The 17249-nt window shown below is 44.1% G+C and carries 18 protein-coding genes; 9 read left to right on the top strand and 9 right to left on the bottom strand.

Features of this window, described 5'->3' with window-relative positions; genetic code table 11:
* Nucleotides 1–26 precede the first annotated feature (26 nt).
* A complete protein-coding gene (locus tag J7I42_RS19000; RefSeq protein WP_209140426.1) occupies nt 27–839 on the top strand; it encodes an AraC family transcriptional regulator in 813 nt (270 codons plus the stop codon).
* A gap of 163 nt (nt 840–1002) precedes the next feature.
* On the opposite strand, the gene J7I42_RS19005 is transcribed toward J7I42_RS19000, so the two are convergent.
* From J7I42_RS19005 to J7I42_RS19020, 4 genes are all read right to left on the bottom strand, one after another.
* The gene (locus tag J7I42_RS19005) at nt 1003–1926 is read right to left on the bottom strand and encodes a phosphodiester glycosidase family protein (protein ID WP_209140427.1); all 924 of its coding nucleotides are present in this window, start codon (nt 1924–1926) and stop codon (nt 1003–1005) included.
* Nucleotides 1927–2121: 195 nt separating this feature from the next.
* Nucleotides 2122–2430, bottom strand: coding sequence for an RNA recognition motif domain-containing protein (locus J7I42_RS19010; RefSeq protein WP_209140428.1), 309 nt, complete (start codon nt 2428–2430; stop codon nt 2122–2124).
* Between the two features lie 198 nt (nt 2431–2628).
* Nucleotides 2629–3705 carry a 3-oxoacyl-ACP synthase III family protein gene (locus J7I42_RS19015; protein WP_209140429.1) on the bottom strand — a complete coding sequence of 359 codons (1077 nt, stop codon included), beginning with the start codon at nt 3703–3705 and terminating at the stop codon, nt 2629–2631.
* Between the two features lie 21 nt (nt 3706–3726).
* Nucleotides 3727–3978, bottom strand: coding sequence for a hypothetical protein (locus J7I42_RS19020; protein ID WP_209140430.1), 252 nt, complete (start codon nt 3976–3978; stop codon nt 3727–3729).
* 224 nt (nt 3979–4202) lie between these two features.
* Between J7I42_RS19020 and J7I42_RS19025 the strand changes: the two genes are divergently transcribed.
* The 4 genes from J7I42_RS19025 to J7I42_RS19040 all read left to right on the top strand — a co-directional run bounded on the left by J7I42_RS19025 (nt 4203) and on the right by J7I42_RS19040 (nt 7143).
* Complete coding sequence (locus tag J7I42_RS19025) at nt 4203–4574, top strand: septal ring lytic transglycosylase RlpA family protein (RefSeq protein ID WP_209140431.1); 372 nt, start codon at nt 4203–4205, stop codon at nt 4572–4574.
* Between the two features lie 505 nt (nt 4575–5079).
* Nucleotides 5080–5997, top strand: a complete 918-nt coding sequence (locus J7I42_RS19030) for an NADP-dependent oxidoreductase (RefSeq protein WP_209140432.1) — start codon at nt 5080–5082, stop codon at nt 5995–5997.
* Nucleotides 5998–6030: 33 nt separating this feature from the next.
* Nucleotides 6031–6561, top strand: coding sequence for a carboxymuconolactone decarboxylase family protein (locus J7I42_RS19035; RefSeq protein WP_209140433.1), 531 nt, complete (start codon nt 6031–6033; stop codon nt 6559–6561).
* A gap of 66 nt (nt 6562–6627) precedes the next feature.
* Nucleotides 6628–7143: an OsmC family protein gene (locus tag J7I42_RS19040; protein ID WP_209140434.1), complete on the top strand. Its 516-nt coding sequence runs from the start codon at nt 6628–6630 to the stop codon at nt 7141–7143.
* A 225-nt stretch (nt 7144–7368) separates the two neighbouring features.
* On the opposite strand, the gene J7I42_RS19045 is transcribed toward J7I42_RS19040, so the two are convergent.
* The gene (locus J7I42_RS19045; protein ID WP_209140435.1) at nt 7369–8340 is read right to left on the bottom strand and encodes a helix-turn-helix domain-containing protein; all 972 of its coding nucleotides are present in this window, start codon (nt 8338–8340) and stop codon (nt 7369–7371) included.
* A gap of 381 nt (nt 8341–8721) precedes the next feature.
* Entirely contained in the window at nt 8722–9474 is a 753-nt protein-coding gene (locus J7I42_RS19050; protein WP_209140436.1) for a hypothetical protein, read from the bottom strand.
* A gap of 537 nt (nt 9475–10011) precedes the next feature.
* On the opposite strand from J7I42_RS19050, the gene J7I42_RS19055 reads away from it, so the two are divergent.
* The gene (locus tag J7I42_RS19055) at nt 10012–10839 is read left to right on the top strand and encodes an SDR family NAD(P)-dependent oxidoreductase (RefSeq protein WP_209140437.1); all 828 of its coding nucleotides are present in this window, start codon (nt 10012–10014) and stop codon (nt 10837–10839) included.
* 199 nt (nt 10840–11038) lie between these two features.
* The gene (locus J7I42_RS19060; protein WP_209140438.1) at nt 11039–13423 is read left to right on the top strand and encodes an ABC transporter permease; all 2385 of its coding nucleotides are present in this window, start codon (nt 11039–11041) and stop codon (nt 13421–13423) included.
* Between the two features lie 100 nt (nt 13424–13523).
* On the opposite strand, the gene J7I42_RS19065 is transcribed toward J7I42_RS19060, so the two are convergent.
* Nucleotides 13524–14291: a MerR family transcriptional regulator gene (locus J7I42_RS19065; protein ID WP_209140439.1), complete on the bottom strand. Its 768-nt coding sequence runs from the start codon at nt 14289–14291 to the stop codon at nt 13524–13526.
* Nucleotides 14292–14429: 138 nt separating this feature from the next.
* Here J7I42_RS19065 and J7I42_RS19070 point away from each other — a divergent pair, with 138 nt between their 5' ends.
* Nucleotides 14430–15434 carry a hypothetical protein gene (locus tag J7I42_RS19070; RefSeq protein WP_209140440.1) on the top strand — a complete coding sequence of 335 codons (1005 nt, stop codon included), beginning with the start codon at nt 14430–14432 and terminating at the stop codon, nt 15432–15434.
* 63 nt (nt 15435–15497) lie between these two features.
* Here J7I42_RS19070 and J7I42_RS19075 read toward each other — a convergent pair whose 3' ends face one another.
* Both J7I42_RS19075 and J7I42_RS19080 read right to left on the bottom strand, forming a co-directional pair.
* Nucleotides 15498–15860 carry a hypothetical protein gene (locus J7I42_RS19075; protein WP_209140441.1) on the bottom strand — a complete coding sequence of 121 codons (363 nt, stop codon included), beginning with the start codon at nt 15858–15860 and terminating at the stop codon, nt 15498–15500.
* A 5-nt stretch (nt 15861–15865) separates the two neighbouring features.
* Nucleotides 15866–16252: a winged helix-turn-helix transcriptional regulator gene (locus J7I42_RS19080; RefSeq protein ID WP_209140442.1), complete on the bottom strand. Its 387-nt coding sequence runs from the start codon at nt 16250–16252 to the stop codon at nt 15866–15868.
* Between the two features lie 77 nt (nt 16253–16329).
* Between J7I42_RS19080 and J7I42_RS19085 the strand changes: the two genes are divergently transcribed.
* Complete coding sequence (locus tag J7I42_RS19085) at nt 16330–17220, top strand: NAD(P)H-binding protein (protein WP_209140443.1); 891 nt, start codon at nt 16330–16332, stop codon at nt 17218–17220.
* The last annotated feature ends 29 nt before the right edge of the window (nt 17221–17249 follow it).

The raw sequence follows: 17249 nt of genomic DNA on the forward strand, positions 1-17249 counted from the left end.
TCTTTATTCCGGCCAAAGCCCTAATTTTGCATTTTACGGAAATTTTACAACCTATGGGTCTTATTGCCGCGCTTCCCGAGATCGATAAGCAGAAAGAGTCGGTGTTTGTAATGCACGAGAAATCGGAAAAGCTCATTCCCATGCACAAACATACCAAGGGACAATTGAGTTATGTAGAGGGTGGACTGGCTTATATTACCACAGCAACCCAAACCTATGTAGTGCCAGCCCGCCATTATTTCTGGATCCCCAAAGGCATGGTGCATGAATTGGAAGTAGGGTCTTCGGCCACTGTACTTCGATCATTGTACTTTTATGCTACAGACGATCATCTCAATGAATTCTATACCAAATTGGGTATTTATCCAGCCAGTGAGTTATTGATCCAAATGATCAATTATACCGAGCGATGGGATGGCCGCCACGTTAATCACAAAGATGACAATTTCGAATTCCTGATCGCTTTAAAGAAAATGCTGCCCACGCTTAATAAAGTCTCACTGCCCATTATGCTGCCTAAAACCAATCATGAAGGCATGAAGCAGATCATCAGTTATTTGGAAAAGAATGTGGGGAACAGACTGGTACTGGCAGAAGTGAGCCAACGATTCGCGATGAGCGAACGTTCGTTGTCGCGGTTATTTCAATCAACTTTGCAAATGAGCTTTCTGCAATACGTAAAGACCTTGCGAATGATCACCGCTATAGAATTGATCTTGCAATCCAGTAAACCCATTTCCGATATTGCCTATGAGGTAGGCTATTCAGCCGTTGGCCCTTTTAGCGATGCGTTCTATGATTTTACCTTATCGCGGCCCAGCGATTTTAGGAAGAATTAAAAAAGGCAAAGGGCAGAAGGCAGAGGGCAAAGAGGAAGAAGCAAAAGGCTAAAGCTCAAAGCTGTATTCGCTTTAACCTTTAGCCTTTAACCATGTATTTGCAGCTGTATTTGTTGCCGCGACGAGGATCTCTGCCCTCTGCCCTCTGCCATCTGCCTTGTTATTATTGCTTGATCACAATGACGTTTGCGACTTCGCGTTCGCCTTCATGGTCCCACTTTTTATTATCAGAGGGATAATTCACTACACCGTAATAGGGCTGCCCCTTTACATACATACTGGTAGAACCACCGCCATCGAGATTGATCGCATCGCGGCAACCCAGCCATTTCATCAGTTTTTGCAATTCCGGAATGCTAAATCCTGCCGCTTCTTTGGCACGACCATCAACCACCAGGAATACAATGGTGCCATCGGCTTTTTCACCCATGGCAGTGCGGGGATGCCGGTCGTTACAAAACTTGTCATTGGAGATAGGCAGGTCAACCCCATTCAGGATCATCAACGGACCAGTAGATATTACATCATGGGCCTTAATGTAGTTCTCAGATTGCAGGTTCAATGAATCGCCGGCAACGATAAAGAAGTCGCTTCCGTTGATAGCAATAGAGCCCTGGTTGTTTCTTTTTCTTACCGGCTCTTTACCAGGGATATTAGGAGCGATCAACGAATCGTTTTCCCGTAAATACACCACGGAGCGGTTATGATCTAATTTCGAAGGCTCCAGTTTAGGTACGCCTTTCAGATCGGGCCGGTAATCAGGGTCTGCGCCACGCATTTTAAAGAAAGAACCATTGATGGCCGCCAACGCATGAACGTTTTGCGCCAATTGCGATGTTTTCTCCAGTGAATCGGAATGCACAATATGCAATTTTACCCGCCTGTTATTAGGCGATACTTCAATGACATTGATATACTGATTGGCATTGAACAACTCATTGTTCTCCACGCGCGTCGACTTCCAGATCACGCCCTTTGCCAGTTTTTTATTCGCCCATTTTGCGTTCACCACACGCAGGGAATCGGATTGTGCCTGTACAAGAATGCCTGTCAATAATAAGCCGGTAAATAGGAAAAGCCCTTTCATCCTGGGGTCAATTTTTGTTATTGCAGATGGATTATCTCAGGCAAGATACATCAGAAATAAAGCCATTTTGGCATTTGCAGGTTTTTGCGTTACCAATTATCCCCGCACCGGACATGCCCCAACTGGAAAGGTTCAGCATAAAAAAAGCCCCCCCGACGGTATTGTCGGGGAGGCTTCATACACTTACGAATTATATTACCATCTGTTGTTACGACCACCAGAGTTACCACGGCCGCCGCCAGAGAAAGAATTACGGTTGTCGGTCTTTGGTCTTGCTTCAGACACAGATAATGATCTTCCTTCAACAGGTTTTCCTTCCAGTTCTTTTATTGCTTTTTTTGCCTCTTCGTCAGAAGGCATTTCCACAAATCCAAAACCACGAGATCTACCAGTTTCTCTATCAGTGATTACTTTAGCAGAAGCAACCTGACCATATGGTGTGAATAAATTTCTTAAGTCATCATCATTTATCTGGAAACCCAGATTTGAAACATACAAGTTCATAATTAAAAATTAAAATATTGAAAATACATTGAGTTATAACAAAAAGCAGAAAAGTGAATTTTACAAAGGAAAACATGCAAAGCTCTTTTCAAATACTCGATACTGTTAGCCTCAATTATTAATATTAAAGATAGTCTTTTAATTTCAATTGGCCAATTATCACGTTTTCACGTTGCAAGCCGACTGAAAATCTGTCTATTATATGTGTTTATAACAAACCGCATTTATATTCATACCTGCACCCACAGAAGCAAATAATATAATATCACCCGGATTCAACTGTTGATCATCGATATTCCCTTTGCGTACCAGATCATACAAAGTAGGAATGGTAGCTACGGAACTGTTGCCCAACCATTGAATACACATTGGCATAATTAAAGCAGGAACGTCCTCTATATCATAAAGTGCATAAAACGCTTTAACTATAGCCTCATCCATTTTTTCATTAGCCTGGTGAATAAATATTTTTTTAATGTCTTTAACAGACACACCACTTTTATCAACACAGGCCTTCATGGCGGCAGGTACATGTTTTAATGCATATTCATATACTTTCCGGCCTTTCATTTTTATAAAGCAGGTATCCCCATTTTTTTCAGGCGCATAGGACGAACCAAAATGGATATAGTTCAATTCTTCCATGCAGTCTGACCGGGTACAGGTCCCCAATACACCACCTGACAACTGAGCTGTTTCTTTTTGCTCAATAATACAGGCACCTGCGCCGTCCGAAAAGATCATACTATCTCTGTCATGGACATCCACGACCCTTGATAAGGTTTCCGCTCCAATCACCAGACAGGTACCAGCCATTCCTGATTTTATAAAAGAATAGGCTTGTATCAGACCCTGTAACCAGCCTGGGCAACCAAATAAAATATCGTAGGGAACGCAATTGGGATTGCGAATACCCAACTGATGTTTGACCCGTGAAGCCAGTGAGGGTACCGTATCAGTTTGTATAGCCCCATGGAGAACATCGCCATAGTTATGAGCTACAATGATCTGATCTATCTGTTCGGCATCTATACCAGCATCTTCAATAGCCAGTTTCGCAGCCTGTGCCGCCATGTGCGATGCACTGACATTATCAGCTGCGTAACGTCTTTCCTTAATACCAGTGATCAAACGAAATTTTTCAATCACGTCGGGCATCGGTACATTAATGGGAAGTTGATTCTCTGTGTAGAATTTCCCCGGAACAAAATCACTATTCTTTTTAATAACAGGAGGAATATAACATCCAGTACCGGTAATAACAGTAATTGACATATTTTAAAAATCCTTCTAGAATTAAAGTACTGACAATTTCGTCATTTCGGAACCACTGAAGATCCTTGCAAGATTGATGTCTTTTGACTTACTATAATTTTCCAGGTTCGCCTCTCCTACAATTCGCCAGAAATTTTTCGCTTTCAAATCACTGTAATCGCCTCTGGTAATAAAAATGCCGACTACTGGTTTTCTTGTTTTAAAACTCACTTTCACAGGGGTCTCGTCAATAGCATTCTTCTCCAGAAATTTTTCAATTTGTTCGGTTGTCATAATTAAATTATTTGTTTGTAAGTACTTTATGCACTTACGATGCTTACGATCTTACCTTCACAAATTTTGAACAGAAACTTAATCAAGATAGGTGCAGGAGGAAAAATAAGTCGTGCAAAGGTAACTTTTATTAAATAACTATGTAAATATAACGTTTATTTTGATAACTCATTCATTATACGCTAATTAGAAGTATATTTGTGTCCCCCATTAAAATTCATCCAATGAAAATGGAAATACGCCATTTGGTATTCGCCGCTGCCGTTGTGATTTCTTTAACATCCTGTGCCCGGAAAATAACCGAATCCGGCAAGGGGTCTTATTATGCCGATAAGTTTGAAGGCCGCCCTACTGCCAGTGGCCAAAAATTCGACCAGGATAAAATGACCGCCGCACACCGCACACTGCCATTTGGGACAAAAGTAAAAGTAACAAACGTTGCCAATGGCCGTACAGTAACGGTTACCGTGAACGACCGCGGCCCTTTTGCCGCCGGCCGCATTATTGATGTATCAAAAAAAGCAGCGAATAAGCTGGGCATGGTTAATGCCGGGGTAGCCAATGTCAAGATCAGTTATAAACGAAAAAAGAAATAAAGAAAGAAAGTTTGCCAGTTTTTACCACCACTGTTGCGCTCCCCTTTCACAGTGTGATTACTTTGCCTACTGTAACCTTACCATTAGCTGCCTGTGCAATTGTTATTCGTGGGCTTTGTTTCATCTTTTATATTTACTTCTCCTCACATAGATCACTCAACTCTTCTCAGATTTGAATAAAATTATTCAAAGAGTACTATAAGTTATAGTCACACCTACCACTTTCGGGGGTCTAAATAAAAATCTTGTCAGAAAATGAATGCAGATCATTCAATATATTAATACCCGGTATAAGCTTTCTTTCCGCAATGATCACAATCATTTTTATCAGGAAGTCCAACCCTGCTACTGATCAGCTGTCAAATCAGGACTTTTAGCGTCTAAAACCGGCATCCCTGCTGTTTTTATGGGACTATTTTTGCTACAGTAAAACAAGCAAATGATCAGTATTTACACTAAAAACTATAAAAATGAAAACAGTCATAAGTAAAAAGGGAGGTATGCTATGAAGGCGATTGTTGTAACCGACCAGGCTGCGGGAACAGCCGGGATGAAACTGGAAGAGCGGCCCGAGCCGCAGGCAGCTATAGGGGATGTCATCGTTCAGGTTCACGCGGCGAGTATCACCGGGGATGAGTTATCGTGGCCTTCTACCTGGACCGATCGCGTCGGCCATGACCGGACGCCTTCGATTCCCGGCCATGAATTGGCTGGAGTGGTCACCGCCCTCGGCTATGGTACAACAGGTCTGTCGATAGGACAACGGGTGTTCGGGCTCACGGACTGGAATCGCGACGGTACCCTGGCGGAGTATGTAGCTGTAGAAGCACGCAACCTGGCGCCGTTGCCAGGCGACGTTGACTTCACGGTGGGTACGGCCCTCGTGATGCCGGGCCTTACCGCGTGGCAGGGCCTTTTCGAGCATGGCCGCCTTCGTGCGGGACAGACCATCCTGGTGCACGGTTCGGCCGGCATAGTTGGTTCTATGGCAACCCAGCTTGCACGCGAGGCAGGCGCGTACGTAATCGGCACTGGTCGCGCTGATGGTCGTAAGACAGCGCTCGACTTTGGCGCGCAGGAATACGTCGATCTCGATAACGATGTACTGGAAGATGTTGGCAAAGTCAATCTCGTTTTCGATGTCCTCGGCGGAGACATCGTGAAACGTTCTGCGGGCTTGATTCATGCCGGAGGAATATTGGTGACCATTGCTGGTCCAACGGAGGCACGGCCTGCCGACGGCCTAACGATCGATTTTGTTGTTGAGCCCGATCGCATCCAATTGACTGAGGTCGTTCAGCGGGTGCGGGCGGGACGTTTGCGTACGCACATCGGCGACATTGCCACCCTCGACAACGCCATTGCCACCTACAATTCAACAAAAAGGGCCAAGGGAAAAACGATCATCCGCGTTCGCCCGTAAGGACAAACCTGTTTAATCAATAAAATATATTTCATGAGTGAGTTTGTAGTACCTACCGAACAAAATATCTCAGACAAGCAAAAAAGGTTTTTTGGGGAACTAAAGGGTCTGTATGGCATAGTTCCGAACATCTTTGCCGCCTTTGCAAGCAGTGAAAATGGTCTCGAGAATTATTTTAACTACCTGACGCAAAAAAGTTCACTGACCGACCGTGAGCGTGAAACAGTGAACCTGATAGTCAGCCAGGTGAATCAATGCCAATATTGCCTGAGTTTTCATAGCACCATCGCCAGCCGTCTTGGTTTTACGAATGAGGAGATCCTGAACATACGCGCGAATGATATCCAGTTTGACAGAAAGCTTAAAGCAGTAGCTGCATTGGCGCAGAACATAGCAATGACCAGGGGAAAAATAGTAGGCAGTATCCTCGAAGATTTTTATGAGGCCGGATATGATCAGGGACACCTCGTAGATGTCGTACTCGCTGTTGGTAATATCTGGACATTGAACCTGTTGTATGCGATAACAAATGTACCGATCGATTGGCCCAAAGTATATGTATAAATCATCGGATTCATTCACTTTCCAGTAAAAAAGCATAGTTCATAAACCATTCTAAAATCAGATATCATGATACATAAAAAGAAAACTGTGCGTCTCTTCCCAAAAGATATTACCGGTGACCTGGTAAAAGACCGCCAGGAGATTATCATTAACTGGAGGTCAGGCCAGTTGGTGTTGGACGAACCACCCTTCAACGGTGGTAAAGACATCGGCCCGGACCCGTTTACAACTGTGCTGTCGGGTTTGGTTGGGTGTACGTTGACCACTTTGCGAATGTATATCAATAAAAAAGGATGGGATATTACAGACATACATTGTTCGGTAAACATCTGGCAGGAGACAGAACCTTTCAAGACCTCGATCTTCAGAACGGTTACGTTTGGCCAGCTGGTGACGGATGAACAAAAGGAAAAGCTGCTCTGGATAGCTAAAAATTGCCCGGTTGCCAGGTTGCTACAAGGTGAGATCGTGATAGACACGTACTTATCCGACGATGCTGGAGTTCCTGCAGGCACCGGCAATTACCCACCATCAAACGCAGAACCTACCCACATCAGTGAAAATTACCCTTCACAACTATGAGAATGCAGAAAGATCATACAGATATATATACAGCTATACAGTTTTTCAAAAAAGAGCGGTTTTGTCTCGGCTCAGTCGAAACGAGCCGCTCTTGCTCTTAATTGCTAAAATGAACGTACCTGCACTTTTTTTTTTGACGGGTTCCGTTAAATATGTTCAGTCAGAAAATTGCACAAATACCGTTTAGGACTTTGGGATGCTTATTCAGGATTTTCAGTCGTGATTTTAAGACGCCGCCGAAGTATTAGTCGAGTCTGCTCTATACTCGTTGGGATATTTGCCAAAGGTTTGACGGAAAACCCTGGCGAAGCTGTTCTTGCTATTATAACCACTCTCCTTCGATACCTGGTCAATAGACAAGTTCGAATTTTTCAAAAGCCGGGTAGCGTGCCGCATGCGGATCTCCCGTAACATTGCCATGGGCGATTTACCTGTGATCGCGGCAAAAGTGGTCATGAAATTTGAGCGGCTCATACAGGCGATATCAGCCAGGCTTTTCACTGTATGTCCATCACCGGGATCAGCCGCCATGACTGCCATTACTTTGGCAATCCGGGCATCCCGAAGTATTGAAAAGCGTTCACACCATAAATCAATCGATGCCAGTGATCGCCTTAACAAAAGAATGATCACCTGCTTTAACAACAAGCTGCTCATTTCACTGGAGCCAATTTCTTTACTCAGGAACTCGGCTTCCGCTATACGCAACCGCTCTCCTAACTGTTCGTTTGTGTGAAACACCTCAACAATAGGAGATTGCAGACCCGCAAATAGATCCATAATCTGACCGTACGATGCTTTGAAGAAACCGCAGATCAAATTTATTTCTGCCTTTTCGGGATCTCCGGCTACGAATTGGTGAATCTCATCTTTCATCTGCATAACACTCATTCCATTGACTGTTCTTAACTCCTGGAAATGTTTGCTTTCTGAAAAAACTTCTATTTTGAATGGACTGTTATTAGGAACAACGATGAGTGTATGGGGCACAAGTTCAATAGGTTCCAATCCTTTAATTAGCATTCTGCCTCTGCCGCTAAGATTATAGTGAATGCCAGGAAAGTCGCCGCCCGGTATTTCAAGGCGAAAGCCAGGACTTACCAGACAATGTGACAACCATACAAACTGAACATCCAGTTCACTGATCAGTGTATTAAGATCGCCTGTAGACACTTTTGCAGCTGGATCTATAATCATACGCAAATATAAAAATACCAATATTTCAGGGAGCAATTTTTCTTTGACACAATTATTAGCGCCATGTGACAACAACCTCAAAAATCTTTATGTCTTTTGTCACAGCCCGCCACAGGATGCATCTAATAAGAGGTAATAAAACAAGGGCAAATTCATTGGCATTCTCTGAATGCGAACTGACAGGTTGGAAGACGATAGCTATATTGCAATCTCGCCTGATGCTCCTTTTTATATGCCGCTTGTCAATAAAAAGAAAAATGACCTTTTTGAGTATGGCGGCAAAAGTTATGAAATTGAGGCGATTTATTAGGTATTGCTGGTTTTAACAAAAGCGGTGGCAATCAGACTCAGTAACTAAACTTTCATTTTATTTATTTTCTCCTATTGATTATAAATATTGATCGCCTTATGTACATGCCCGGGCGCCGTACACATGGTAATTATAGCGCCAATCATGATCACCGGCCCCACTATTAACAGCGGTGATACAGATGATCTGTCAGGCTGTGCTGGCGGCATTGGCGGCCCAGGCCGCACTGGAAAAGTTGGCGGTGTTGGCATGCTTTGATTAACGCGGGAATGTTGTTTGAAGGATTGGGCGCCGCCTATTAATGTAAACAGGAAACCAACTGCCCCTGCTCCTCCCGCTATCAGCACGGTAGTTCTGGAAGCCTGTAATTGCCGCATACTGGCCAGGTTGTCTGCCATAGCTTCTTTCAGATTCCTGTAACTCATTTTCTGCATGTCACCTGTGAGGCCTTTTCTTAAAAAATAGTCATGGCCTGTATGAAATCCGTTTGAGTCGGAATAAGTAAACGAGCGAGAATATACGAACAGCCGGGGTCCACCCTTTTCAATGCGGTAAGTTTCTACCGGTCCCTTTTCCCTTACATATTCACCAGTCCTGCTTCTATACCGTAACACTTCGCTCATCAGGATCTTTTGGTGGTGATCCAGCAACAGGTATTCACCATCTTTTTCAGAGTATCTTACCCTAAGTTTTTTACTATACAAAACAGTACTGTCTTTTAATTCTACGTACCAGGAAGTGTCCCGCATTTTCGTGAACGTTAGCTGGCAGTAACAATAAGAATCATATGTAAGGAAAATAATGAGTAAAATTAATTTATACATATGAGCAGGTTTAATGATAAAATAGTAAAGCCACTACTAAATTATCAGCAATGCCTGCAACAGGAAAGTTAAAGCGCGGTTCAGGTTAACCAGCCGGTGTTAATTAGGAAAGCTTTAAGGAAGCTCTCTATAGTCGTAAGATGGTGATGGAATGCTCAGCTAGTGCTCAGATAGTGGTCAGGTAGTTGTTTAATAGTGGTCAGGAAGTGGTCATACGGACTAGAGTCCCTGGAGCATATCCAGTTTCTAACATCAGGACCAAACAAGAGTATCCCCCGGACCTCACAGGGACTTAACAGGGATTTCATCCCTGTCAGGTCCTTGTCAGGTCCTTGTGAGGTCCTTGTGAGGTCCTTGTGAGGTCCTGTGAGGTCCCTGCGAGGTCCTCATTACCTATAAATAGCTCATTTAATGGCGCCCCACCTCAGCGGGGTGCCATGGTCACCAAACGCCGACGCAAACGCCCCCTCCGATTGTCGCAATTGGCCTCACTAAAAAGCATGTAGAATCGTAGGTTTATACAACAAATAATGTAACATGCTTCAAAATAAGAACGCGGTGATATATGGGGCCGGCGGCTCATTGGGTGGTGCCGTTGCCAAAGCGTTGGCCAACGCTGGCGCCAGGGTATTTTTAACTGGCCGAAATACTGGCCCGGTGCAAAAGGTTGCCGATGAAATTATTGTGGCTGGAGGACGCGCAGTAGTGGCACAGGTTGATGCCTTCAATGAAACAGCCATCAGGGACCATTTGGAGAAAATGGTGCAACAGGCCGGCACGGTCGATATCTCATTCAATGCTACCGCTTCTAAAGTGGTTCAAAATATACCATTGACCAGCATGTCGGTGGAGGATTTTATTACCCCGGTGACATTAATGACGCAAACCCGTTTTTTAACCGCTATAGCTGCAGGAAAGATCATGATGCAGCAACGATCGGGGGTTATATTATCGCTCACCGCCACTCCGGGTGGTATCGGTTACCCCTATACTGGCGGCTTTGCACTCGCCTGTACCGCTATTGAAACCCTTGCCCAAAACCTGGGTTCTGAGTTGGGTGTTTATGGTGTTCGGGTGGTTAACATCCGGTCTGGTGGCTCGCCCGACTCAAAAGTATTCAGAGATGCCATTGAACAACTCCCGCAGGAAATGGAGCCCGTTCTTGCAAAAATGAAAGCCGACACCATGATAAAGAAAATGCCATTGATGCAAGACATAGCCAACGTAGCCGCCTTCCTTTGTTCTGATCTGGCCACTGGAATAACCGGTGTTACGGTTGATGTAACCTGTGGAACAACTGCCGCGTTGAATTACCGGGTGAAAGCGGCTAACGATGACAGATCGGGGAAAGTATTAGCCTCCTAAGATCCGGTCATTCTACTATCATAACCTTGGCAGCCACATCCCTTTGGTTGCCAACGCGTGGCACTGAAGTGTATCATAACCGCACAGTGTCTTCTCAAAACCGAACATTTGGGGCGGGCAGGCAACCATTAATTGCCTGATTATTATGAAAATACTAAATTGGCCTGTTATACGCTTCTTTTGAAGAAAGCATGCCCGTATGCTAAAAAATTACTTCATAACAGCCTGGCGAAATTTAAGAAGATATTCCATCTTCTCTTTTATTAATATCTCCGGTCTGGCATTGAGCTTCGCTGCTGTTTGGCTGATCGCGCTGTTTGTGGCCCATGAACTCAGCTATGACCGGTACCATGAAAAAGCCAGCCGCATCTACCGGATGGTGTCACACGGAAAATGGGGCACTGAAAAGTTTGACATCACCGGCACTTCGGGTCTGGCAGCTGCCGCTTTAAAAAATGATTTCCCCGAAGTAGAAGACGCCGTGCGCATCCATGCCGAGGGTGGTGGCATTCTTACCTATGAGGACAAGACCATAAAAGAAGGCAATATGTTTTTTTCAGACCCGTCCTTCTTTACCGTTTTTACCTGGCGCTTTCTGGCCGGGAACACGCATGCCCTGGAGAAACCAAACAGCATTGTATTGACCAGGTCACTGGCCGGCAAACTGTTCCCCGACCCCGCCTCCGCATTGAATAAAACGGTGAAAATGGATAACACCCTTTACACCGTTACCGGGGTTATTGATGACGTGCCAGTTAACACCCACTTTAATTTCAAGGCCGTACGCTCCTTCCCTGCCGATTTCAGAATGGATTGGGGGGTGCTGGAACACTATACCTATGTGCTGTTAAAGAAAAATGCAGACATTAACCGGCTTCGGGCCAAAATGCCTGCGTTTGCGACCAAATACCTTACCATCAATGCCCAGAATATTCATTTCACGTTAGAACTGCAGCCCCTAACCTCTATCCATTTACAATCGCACCTGGCCTACGAACTAAGCGACAATCACGACATAAAATACACCTATGTGATCTCGATCGTAGGCCTGCTGATACTCTTAATAGCCCTGATAAATTACATCAATATTACCACCGCCCGGGCTTCCGTCCGATTGCGGGAAGTGGCGGTTAGAAAGATCATCGGGTCAAACGGTAAAAATCTGATCGGGCTCTTTTTAACAGAATCATTTCTTACCATCCTTTGCGCCGCCACCATCAGCCTGGTACTGGTTATACTGACCATGCCCCTGTTTAATTACGTTACCGGCAAGCAGTTATCCATCTGGCAATTTGGAGTGGCCCGAACCATATTGTGTATCCTTACATTTTGCTTTATCACCGTTTTTATCGGTGGATGGTACCCGGCCTTTTTCTTAACGAAATTTAAAACAATTCCTGCGTTAAAAAATCAGCTGGGTGATGTAAAGGGACAAACCATTTTCCGGAAATCGCTGGTGCTTTTTCAGTTTGCCATAACCGTAATAATGATCACTACCTCGCTGATCATTTATTTACAGCTGAATTTTATGGTGACAACCGATCTTGGGTTCAACAAAAAACAAGTACTCACTTTTCACCTCGATTCAAGGGCCGTACGTACCCAGGTGGAAGCGCTTCGAACCGCCTTATTACAAAACCCCATGGTTCAAGCCGTTGCCACCGTAAGCAATCCTATTGGGAACAATAATATTGGCATGACGGATTATAGCACCGAAAAGAACGGAGTGTTTGATAACCATACCAACCTGGCTTATTATTTAACGATCGATCCGGATTTTATACCTGCCATGCAGATCAAATTACTGGAAGGACGGAACTATTCAAAGACCATTGCATCGGACAGTGTTTGTGTAATGGTGAACGAGGCCTTTGTAAAAAAACAAGGCTGGGCCTCAGCAATGGGTAAAAGAATTTCAAGGGGCACAGATTCAACCGGTAAATTTATTGCCGCCAATATTATCGGCGTGGTAAAAGATTTCCATATCTATTCCCTCCAACACCAGATAGGGCCCATGGTGATGGAACTTCCGCGCCAGTTGTACGACCGGGATAATGTTTATGTTAGAATTGATGACCATAATACTGCTCAAACTATAAAATACCTGGAGAACACCTTCCGGAAATTCGACACTGCCTCTCCTTTTGAGTATCATTTCCTCGAACAGAACTTTGCCGAACAATATGAGGCTGAACAAAAGCAGGGAAAGGTATTGCTGGGGTTCACCATTCTTACTATCGTCATCTCCTGTTTGGGTTTATTCGGTTTGATCACCTTTACTGTTGGAAAAAGAGTAAAAGAGATCGGGATCCGCAAAGTTCTTGGCGCCAGTGTACAAAACACCGTTTTACTATTAACAAAAAGTCTGTTACAGGTTGTGTTGATCTCGCTGCTGCTGGCAGTACCGGTGTCATGGCTGATCTCGAATAAATGGCTGGAAGACTTTGCTTACCGCATTCATTTGCAGTGGTGGATGTTTGCGCTGGCTGGAATTATTTCACTCATTATAGCCTTTGCTACTTTAAGTGTTCAGGCAATAAAAGCAGCCCTTGCCAACCCAGCCGTAGCGTTACGTAGTGAGTAATGTAGGCACAAAATCAATTGCGTAGATCTTGCCAAAAGCGGGACAAAAAGTTTAAGAACAGAATAAAAAGCGGGCCCCTGTGAAGAGGGGCCCGTAGCATTTATTGCGACTGCATTTTAACGTAATGATCAGTGGCTTCTTTTATAAAAAGTGCCAACTCCATACTAGGCAGTCCGTTTACCGGCGTGTAGCGATTATCAGCTACATATAATTCACCCAGCTTTCTAAAATATTCCAGTTTGCCCATTTCTATCTTACCACCGGTTAACCGGAGAATGATCTGGTATCGCCGCGCTATACACGCCTGCACTTCCGTGCTTGCTGGGTCACCGGTCATAAGTGTTGATAACCGTTCGGTAAGCTCGTTCAGTTCTTTCTTCATCAATTCCATTTCCTCTTTACTGAAACTGCGGAGGGTGTCTTCCACCTCCATAACGGTTTGCTTTCCCCATTTTGTCATTGCTTCGGTTCTGTAAGCCTCTATCTTTTCACGCGGTATGCCATCGTATAAATCTTCAACTCGTAACATAGTTTTGTTTTTTAGTGTTACCAATGTTTTTTCAATGGTACCAACCAATGTGTTTATTCTTTCCTTCCTGGCCAGCAGCGCCTTTTTATGTTCTTCCAAAGCCAACACCAGATCAAATGCCGGATCATCGAGAATGATTTGGATCTCTTTCAATGGAAAATCGAGCTCACGGTAAAAGAGGACCTGCTGCAAACGCAACAGCTCTTTCTCGCCATATAGCCGGTACCCGGCCTCGGTACGTACAGAAGGTTTTAACAAACCCATCTTGTCATACAAGTGTAAGGTGCGCACGCTTACACCTGCCAGTGCGGAGAGTTTTTTTACAGAATAATTGTCCATCGTTTGGATTTATACCTTATCCGGACAAATATAGGCTATGACGTAAGGTAAGGGTCAAGAAAAAGTTCCGGTTTTTTTATAAAATATTTCCAGACGCCGGCACGTTATCTTTGCCCCATTCTAAATTCCTTTAAAGATATGCGACCGACGTACCCTTTCCTGTTATGCTTGTGCCTGATCAGTGCGGCCTCCGCTTTTGCACAAACCCAAAATGACAACATAATAAAGGTTTTCGAAAAAGTGCTGCTGGAGAAAAAAGCCCAATGGTCAAAGAACAATTTCACCAGCATGGTCTTTGTACCGGATGTAGAGATGAAGAAGACCCTGATCTTCCGGCAAATAAAGGCAACCAGCTTCGATAGTGTATCGCTTTACCAAACGCCCCAGGACAAATCACGCAGGTTTTTGTATATGTTCCCGGCGCCGGTAGATAGTGTTGTCAAAGACGGCGAAAAAGAATTGAAATTTCCGACAGGCGGTTGGTCGCTGATCCAGGAAACAGATCTGGCCCGATCACTCACGTTCAAAGGCGATACCATCATTTATAAAACGGACAGCGATAAATCGGTTAAATATCCCGGCAATTATGGGGTGCGGATCATCAATAAAAAGAATTCCGATCTAAAGGCCCGTTTATCTTATGCCTGGTATTTACCCGAAGGGTATGAATATATTTCCTATACCAGCAACAGAAAGGGATACTGGCAACGGCAAGGCAGTCTGATACATTTCGTTGGGGACTATGAAGAGAACAATTTTATTTTCGATATCCGGTTCAGGAAGAAACATGCACAACCTGCCACGCTCCAGGGCAGAACGGTTGATCTTACAAAAACCATAGCGATCAAGGGCGACCACATAGAACTTTTTTTAAACGATGCCCAACAGGAAGATGGAGATATCATTTCGCTTAATCTGAACGGTGAATGGATCGTGCGCGGACTGAGTGTGACCAAAGCGGGTGCAAAGATCAATATCCCCTTACCACATAAAGAAAATTATCTCGTAATGCATGCGGAAAACCTGGGGTCCATTCCGCCCAATACCGCATCCATGAAAATATACGATGGACAAACAACTAATCAAATTACCCTCAATTCAGATGCCGGAAAGAGTGAAGGGATAAAATTTGTGCGGCCGTAGTAAAAGTAAAAATTCCCTATATGAAAGAGGCTCATCCCCAACTGGCGAATGAGCCTCTTTTGCTTAATAAAAATCCCTAATAATAACATCATGATATTCTAAGTCTTGATTATATTCCATCTTCATATAACACTTACCAGCAATGGGGTAGCTACGTTCCTCCATTCCCCCCACTGCAATATCAATGACTATGAATGAAAGACCTCTAAACTCATAGGTTGTTCTAATGCTCAATACCTTAAATTCATCCTGCCTGCTTAATTCCATGTCATAGGCCCCGTCGTTGAAATTATGAACAACACAAATTTCACTTTCATTTTCTTTAAAAAGATCATTTTTAAGCTTGTCGGGAGTAAAAAAATCTAAAAGAGCGCCTTCCATTCTTTCAATGCGCTGTTTTAACGCCATCATTTTATTATTTTCCATATCTGCTATTTCTCTATAGGTTCCGTCATCAGGTCCTGAACCCGCTTATTGTCCTTAATAGCCCAGTCGGCCATTGCCATTAATATGGGCCGCAGTTCATCAGCTGCCGGGGTTAAACTGTAAATTGTAATGGGTGGCTTTAATTGTTCTTCCTTTTTGAATACCAGGTTATCTTCTTTTAACTGCTTCAGGTGTTGCGCCAGCATTTTCTCAGTAATGGCAGGTATTAATTTTTTTAATTCGCTGTAGCGTTTAGGACCGCTCATAAGGTAATAAAGAATGGTGGCTTTCCAATTCCCGCCGATCTTGTTCATTACATATGTTATGGGGCAGGAAAGTTCAGAAATGCCTTTATTTTGATTACGGGTTGATTGTTCTTTAACTTTTGTCATACCACTTACTTTGGAGTCAGTACTTGTATGGATCTTTGCTCAAAGATAGCTTTGCATAAACAATAAATCAACAGGGTATGAAAATCACCATTACCGGGTCGCTTGGTAATATCAGCAAACCACTCGCTGAGCTATTGATCAAAGCCGGACATGAAGTTACCATTATTAGCAGCGACCCCAAAAAGATCAACAATATAGAAAAATCAGGCGCTAAGGCAGCTATTGGCTCAGTAGCTGACGTGGCTTTTTTAACCACTGCTTTTACCGGTGCAGATGCCATATATACCATGGTGCCACCCAACTTTGGCGCAAGCAATTACAGACAGTACATCCGGGATACAGGCAACAATTTGAAGGAAGCCATTAAAGCCTCCGGCGTAAAACGCGTAGTGAACCTTAGCAGCATTGGGGTTCACTTAAGTGAGGGCACCGGCCCAATAGCAGGCATGCATGATGTGGAAGAAACATTGAACACACTGGAAGGGGTAGCTATTAAGCATTTGCGGGCCGGCTTTTTTTATATCAACTTCCTGTTCGATATCGGCACTATCCGTCAGATGGGTGTTATGGGAAACAATTATGGAAGCAATGCCAAACTGGTGCTGGTTCACCCCAAAGATATTGCCGCCGCAGCAGCGCAGGAACTGCAGGGGGCATTTGAAGGAAAGAGCTTTCGTTATGTGGTAAGCGAAGAACGGTCAATAGCCGAGATCGTTAAAGTATTGGGTACTGCCATCAACAAACCAGATCTCCCCTGGGTACAATTCAGTGATGAAGAAGTCTTTGCAGGAATGAAAGCGGCAGGGATGCCAGCAGCCATTGCCAGCACATATGTGGAAATGGGCACTGCCATCAGGAGCGGGATCCTTTTCGAAGATTTTGAAGTGAATAAACCGGCCGTTTGGGGAAGTATAAAACTCGCTGACTTCGCCAAAGAGTTTGCAGCTGTTTATAATGCACAAAACTAATAACCTCAAAAAATAGTCCCGGCAAAATT

Source organism: Niastella soli, assembly GCF_017742245.1.
Taxonomy (GTDB): domain Bacteria; phylum Bacteroidota; class Bacteroidia; order Chitinophagales; family Chitinophagaceae; genus Niastella; species Niastella soli.

Coding starts and splice junctions, on each gene's coding strand:
- J7I42_RS19030 (WP_209140432.1), top strand. CDS start 5,080: ATGAAGGCGATTGTTGTAACCGACCAGGCTGCGGGAACAGCCGGGATG.
- J7I42_RS19005 (WP_209140427.1), bottom strand. CDS start 1,926: ATGAAAGGGCTTTTCCTATTTACCGGCTTATTATTGACAGGCATTCTT.
- J7I42_RS19045 (WP_209140435.1), bottom strand. CDS start 8,340: ATGATTATAGATCCAGCTGCAAAAGTGTCTACAGGCGATCTTAATACA.
- J7I42_RS19050 (WP_209140436.1), bottom strand. CDS start 9,474: ATGTATAAATTAATTTTACTCATTATTTTCCTTACATATGATTCTTAT.
- J7I42_RS19010 (WP_209140428.1), bottom strand. CDS start 2,430: ATGAACTTGTATGTTTCAAATCTGGGTTTCCAGATAAATGATGATGAC.
- J7I42_RS19075 (WP_209140441.1), bottom strand. CDS start 15,860: ATGGAAAATAATAAAATGATGGCGTTAAAACAGCGCATTGAAAGAATG.
- J7I42_RS19055 (WP_209140437.1), top strand. CDS start 10,012: ATGCTTCAAAATAAGAACGCGGTGATATATGGGGCCGGCGGCTCATTG.
- J7I42_RS19060 (WP_209140438.1), top strand. CDS start 11,039: ATGCTAAAAAATTACTTCATAACAGCCTGGCGAAATTTAAGAAGATAT.
- J7I42_RS19040 (WP_209140434.1), top strand. CDS start 6,628: ATGATACATAAAAAGAAAACTGTGCGTCTCTTCCCAAAAGATATTACC.
- J7I42_RS19020 (WP_209140430.1), bottom strand. CDS start 3,978: ATGACAACCGAACAAATTGAAAAATTTCTGGAGAAGAATGCTATTGAC.
- J7I42_RS19015 (WP_209140429.1), bottom strand. CDS start 3,705: ATGTCAATTACTGTTATTACCGGTACTGGATGTTATATTCCTCCTGTT.
- J7I42_RS19085 (WP_209140443.1), top strand. CDS start 16,330: ATGAAAATCACCATTACCGGGTCGCTTGGTAATATCAGCAAACCACTC.
- J7I42_RS19070 (WP_209140440.1), top strand. CDS start 14,430: ATGCGACCGACGTACCCTTTCCTGTTATGCTTGTGCCTGATCAGTGCG.
- J7I42_RS19035 (WP_209140433.1), top strand. CDS start 6,031: ATGAGTGAGTTTGTAGTACCTACCGAACAAAATATCTCAGACAAGCAA.
- J7I42_RS19080 (WP_209140442.1), bottom strand. CDS start 16,252: ATGACAAAAGTTAAAGAACAATCAACCCGTAATCAAAATAAAGGCATT.
- J7I42_RS19025 (WP_209140431.1), top strand. CDS start 4,203: ATGAAAATGGAAATACGCCATTTGGTATTCGCCGCTGCCGTTGTGATT.
- J7I42_RS19065 (WP_209140439.1), bottom strand. CDS start 14,291: ATGGACAATTATTCTGTAAAAAAACTCTCCGCACTGGCAGGTGTAAGC.